The following is a 4,958-nucleotide window of genomic DNA, read 5'->3' on the forward strand; positions in this document are numbered from 1 at the left end:
CTGGTACGGCGCCGAGCCGAAGGCGAGGTCTGACAAAGAATCTGCGGCGCTCGACCGTAAGGTCGAGTCTGACAATACTATCCCCCAAACATCCGCGCGCCATGCGCCGCCGTCATGCTGTGCCGCCGGGCGATGGTGGTGCTCCGCTCCCTGATCGTATCGACGAACAGCCATTCGCCGCGCGCCTCGTCGGGCGTCAGCGTCACGGTCATGTAACCGCGGCCCGACGTGTCGCACCAGCGCATGTCCGGGCTTGCGGCGACGAGCCCGGCAGCCATCGCGTCGGGCGGCACCTGGCCGAGGAAGCTTTCATAGCCGGGTGAAGTGACGCTGTGCCCCGCAAATTCGACGCCCGCCGCGACATCGTCGCCATGGTGCAGGTCGAAGGCCCAGCCATTATGGCTGTCGCCGCTCAGCACGACGAGATTCGCATCGGCTTCCAGAACGGCGGCGAGCAGCCGGTCGCGCGCGGCGGGATAGCCGTCCCACGCATCGAGGTTGATCGGCAGCCCGGCCTGCGAGGCCGCCTGCACGAGCTGCAGGCGTTGGCGGATTGAATCGGGTGCGGCGGCGGCAAGCTGTTCGGCAATTGTAGTCGGAAAATAACTGCGCCCCATGATCACCTGCTGCGCAAGCACCTGCCAACGCGTGCCGCGTGCCGTCGAATCGGCAAGCCCGTCGAACAACCAGGCTTCCTGCGGCCCGCCGAGGATGGTGCGGCTCGGGTCCGACCATGCACCGTCCCGGAAGTTTTCCAGCCCGGCTTGCATGCTTCCGGTCAGCTGCGCGACGGCATAGTCGAGCTCCCGGTCGCGGCCCAGCAGCCGCGTCTCGGGCACGAAGATCGTCGCGAGATTGCCGATCTGGTAATTATCCCACGGCGCATCGGAAACCGGCATCCAGTCATGATAGGCGCGCATCGCGGCGCGCTTGCGCGCTTCCCAGAGCCCCTCATCCTCCTGATGGTTCTGCGCCCCGTCGCGCCAGGGATTGTTGGCGATCTCGTGATCGTCCCACCGCGCGATCATGGGGAAATTGCGATGGACCGCCTGCAGATCGGGATCGGCGCGGTAGCTGGAATAGCGCAGCCAGTAATCGGCGAGCGCGACGATTTCGTGATCGGGCGCGATGTCCCGCCCCGCGACCGCCTGTTCGGGGCCGGGATAGTTGCCGACCGGATATTCGTAGAGATAGTCGCCGGTGTGGACGACGAGGTCGATATCGTCGCGTGCGGCGGCATGGGCGTAGCCGTTGAACCAGCCGAAGGGCATGTTCGAGCAGGAGAAGACCGCCATGGCGAAGCGGTCGACTTCGCCTTCGGGCAATGTCTTCGTCCGGCCGACAGGCGAGAAGCTGCCGTCGGGAGCGCGGAAACGGTAAAAATAGCGGCGGCCCGGATCGAGCCCGTCGAGCGTAACCTTGGCGCAATGATCGCGCGCGGCCCGCGCGATCGCCTCGCCCCGCGAGACGACACGGCCGAACTCGGCATCCTCGGCGATCTCGACGCCGAGCCGGGTCGCGGCATCGTTCCCCGCATATCGAGTCCAGAGCAGTACCGAATCGGCGGAAGGCTCGCCCGAGGCAACGTCATGGGTAAAACCGCGCGCAGTCATCAATTGCGCCGCGCCCGGCGTTGCCAGCGCACCAAGGCCCAGCAGGCCGGTCTGCAGCAACTGCCGGCGGTCGATCTTCAATGTCATCGCGAATCCCCTCCCCGTCCGGGCCGAGCCTGTCGAAGCCCTGCCTGTCTTTTACCGCACCATGGGGAAGAAAGGCAGCCCTTCGACAGGCTCAGGGAAGTCGGCATGGCCTGCTGCGCTCCCCTGCGCAGCAATCGGCAGACTATAAGAGAGTTCTGAGGCTCCACAGCTCCGGAAAGGCGCGTTTCGACAGCGTGCTTTCCAGATAAGGCACGCCTGCCGTGCCGCCGGTGCCGCGCTTGCCGCCGATGATCCGCGAAACGGTCAGCACATGCTTGTGCCGCCAGGCGGCGAGCGCATCGTCTATATCGACAAGCTTTTCGGCGAGCTGGTAGAGTTCCCACCATTTCCCGGTATCGCGATAGACCTCGGCCCAGGCCGCCTCGACGGTTTCGCTCGGCTGGTAGGGCTTCGACCAGTCCCGCTCGATAACGTTATCGGGGATCGGCAGGCCTGCACGGGCCGCCGCGCGGTTCGCCTCGTCCCACAGGCTCGGCGCGGAGAGCGCCGCCTTGAGCGCCGCGTGCGGCTCGCTGCCGTCGTCCTGAAAATCGAGATGCGCGGCATCCTTCAGGCCGAACATGAATTCGACCTGCCGGAACTGCGCCGACTGGAAGCCCGAACTCGTGCCGAGCACATGCCGGAATTGCGTGTAATCGGCCGGCGTCATCGTTGCGAGCACGTCCCAGCTCAGCGTCATCACCGCCTGTATCCGGCTGACCCTCGCCAACGACTTGTAGGCCGGCACCAGCCTGTCCGTTCGAACGAGACCGAGCGCATCGTCGAGTTCGAAGATCATCTGCTTCAGCCAGAGTTCCTTGGTCTGGTGAATGATGATGAACAGCATCTCGTCATGCCGGTCAGAAATCGGATGCTGGGCGGAGAGCAGCGGATCGAGCGCCAGATAACGCCCATAGGTCATGTCGCGGTTAGCCATGCCATGCGTCTAGCGGCTTGTCGCCCCGGTCGCCAGCCAGGCTGAAAGTGACCGGGATGGAGCTACTGGCCGGTTGCAATAGCGCAATCGAATACGCCCTTTTTGAACTCAATAATGTCGGGGGCAGAACATAATTCCGACAGGAGACCTATATAGACATGTCTTTGTTATCTCCGTACATATCGCTTATTGCACATAGCCGGGAATTATTGTTCGCGCGCGGGATTAGAATGAGAAATCACCCAGCGCGTATTTAAAGGGGCTCAATCAAGGGTTGATATGTAAGATCGGATACCGGATGAAACGCCGGGTGCCGAGGAGACCCGCGAGGGTGGAGCCGGCCGCAAGGGCACAGCCACCGCCGGCGAAACGGCCGCCCGGCTGGAAGCGATTGTGAGTCAACTCGAAGCCTTGGTTTCGGTCTCGGCCGCCGCTCCGGCGGACACGCCCGCCGCCAATGATGCCGAAGATCGCATCGGGCGTTCGATCCGGCTGGCCGGATATATTCTCGATTTTCGCGATCAGAGGCGCAAGGCGTTTCCCGATATGGCGTCGATGTTCGATGAACCGGCCTGGGATCTGGTGCTGCATCTCTTCCTGGCCAATGTCCGGGGCGAGGAACTGACGATTTCAGAGCTCGAAAAGCGGTGCGGGATCCCGCACACCACCGCCTATCGGTACAAGCAGGCGCTGATCGAGGATGAGTGGATCGAGCAACGGAAGGGCCGGTCCGACGCACGGCGGCAACCGCTTTCGCTGAAAGCGCGGCGGATGTCCCAATTCATGGAATTCTTCGCAAACGGACTCTTCGAGGGCACCTGATCTAAGCCCTGCCACCGGTATCGCCCGGAAGCCGTCAGGGTGGCTTCCGGGCGTTCTCCGGTGCGGCCGGACGAACGGGGGACAAGGCCGGCAGGACGGGGAATTACGCAGCTTTGCAGGGGAGCCGCCCGAACGCAGAGGCCATGTCCGGGCGGCTCGTGAAGGACTGCGTCAGAACTGGAAGCCGACACCGGCATTCGCGCCGCCATGGCCGCGCGAATCGACCGTGCCGCCCAGGCGAAAGACGCCATTGCCGTCGTCGAACGTGGTTGACAGGCCCATGGCGAAGCCTGCCTCGCTGCCGAACTGACCGACGCCGATGGAGAACATCGAGGCGCCGGGACGATTGGCCTGCGGCAAGGCCGCGAGCGCCATCGCGCCGGCGATCCCGCCCTCGGCATCGTTGTCGACATTGTTGATGGCGCCGCCGACCCGGCTGAACATTTCGTCGGTATAGGCATTCGCCATCGCGACGCTGCCCGCCATGCCGCTCTGCAATTGCTGCAGGTTGACGGCGTCGGTTGCAGACGTGCCCGCCGCCACATTGCGTAGCGCTACCGCATCGCCGTCCGGGCGCAGCGTTACGGCACTGCCGCCCTGATCATATTGCACCGAGTTCGCTGCAACGGTCTGCGCATCTTGCGCGGTGGCGAGGGCCGTCTGCGCGCGCTGGTCGGTCGCGTGGAGCTGACCCCCGTTCACCGCGTCGGTCGATCCCGCGCTGACTTGGCCCGCCGCCACATTGTGGACGGCAACCGGCGCCGAAGCATCCGCACCGACCAGCGTCACATCATTGGTGATCGTGCCGCCATTTGGATCGGTGGGTGTATCGGCGTTCGAATATTGGATCGGCGAGACCTCGCTGCCGGTGAAGGTGTTGCGGATATTGGTGATCTCGTCGCTATTGTTGTGGATATTCTGCGTGTTGATCGCGACCTGCTGGTTGGTCGCGTTGAGCTGCGTTCCGTTGACCGCATCGGTGGATGTGGCCGAAAGTTCGCCCTCGGCGACATTGGTCAGTGTCACGGCGCCGCCGCTCGATCCCGCAAGAGCGGCGCTATCTGTCGGCGTTGTGGTCGCGTTCCCGTCCGCGTCTAGATAACGCACCGGCGACTGGCGGGACTGCAGTTCGGCGATCGACTGGGTGTTGGTCGTCACACGATTGTCGATCGCGACGACGTCCCCCTCCACGGTCGTGATGCGATCGCCGATATCGCCGATATCGCCCTCGACGACGGAGATACGCGTGCTGTTCGTCGCGACCTGCTGGTTCGTCGCGAAGAGTTGCGCGCCGTTCACGGCTTCATTGGACGTTTCCGAAAGCTCGCCAGCCGCCACATTGGCGATCACGGTGCCATCGGCGCCGCCCAGCGTGATGCGCGATTGCGTGGCATCGTCGTAGCGGACGGCCGTTTCGTTGAGGCTCGCGATATCGTCGGTGTTCGTTCCGACCCGAATGTCCAGATCGGCGATATCGGTCTCATTGTCTCCGACGCGGG

The 4,958-nt window shown here is 64.0% G+C and carries 4 protein-coding genes; 1 reads left to right on the top strand and 3 read right to left on the bottom strand.

All coding sequences use genetic code 11. The features are described 5' to 3' along the window. Positions 1-77: 77 nt before the first annotated feature. Positions 78-1,700, bottom strand: a complete 1,623-nt coding sequence (locus tag Q0139_RS07840) for an alkaline phosphatase D family protein (RefSeq protein ID WP_298019823.1) — start codon at positions 1,698-1,700, stop codon at positions 78-80. Positions 1,701-1,842: 142 nt separating this feature from the next. Continuing rightward, on the bottom strand, positions 1,843-2,637 hold the full coding sequence (locus tag Q0139_RS07845; protein WP_298019825.1) for a tryptophan 2,3-dioxygenase: 795 nt from the start codon (positions 2,635-2,637) through the stop codon (positions 1,843-1,845). A 393-nt stretch (positions 2,638-3,030) separates the two neighbouring features. Here Q0139_RS07845 and Q0139_RS07850 point away from each other — a divergent pair, with 393 nt between their 5' ends. After that, positions 3,031-3,459: a helix-turn-helix domain-containing protein gene (locus tag Q0139_RS07850; protein ID WP_298019827.1), complete on the top strand. Its 429-nt coding sequence runs from the start codon at positions 3,031-3,033 to the stop codon at positions 3,457-3,459. Between the two features lie 171 nt (positions 3,460-3,630). Here the strand turns inward: Q0139_RS07850 and Q0139_RS07855 are convergent. Next, a partial coding sequence (locus Q0139_RS07855) for a YadA-like family protein (protein ID WP_298019829.1) occupies positions 3,631-4,958 on the bottom strand: 1,328 nt, incomplete at its 5' end.

Source organism: uncultured Parasphingopyxis sp., assembly GCF_937129435.1.
Taxonomy (GTDB): Bacteria; Pseudomonadota; Alphaproteobacteria; order Sphingomonadales; family Sphingomonadaceae; genus Parasphingopyxis.

Coding starts and splice junctions, on each gene's coding strand:
- Q0139_RS07845 (WP_298019825.1), bottom strand. CDS start 2,637: ATGGCTAACCGCGACATGACCTATGGGCGTTATCTGGCGCTCGATCCG.
- Q0139_RS07840 (WP_298019823.1), bottom strand. CDS start 1,700: ATGACATTGAAGATCGACCGCCGGCAGTTGCTGCAGACCGGCCTGCTG.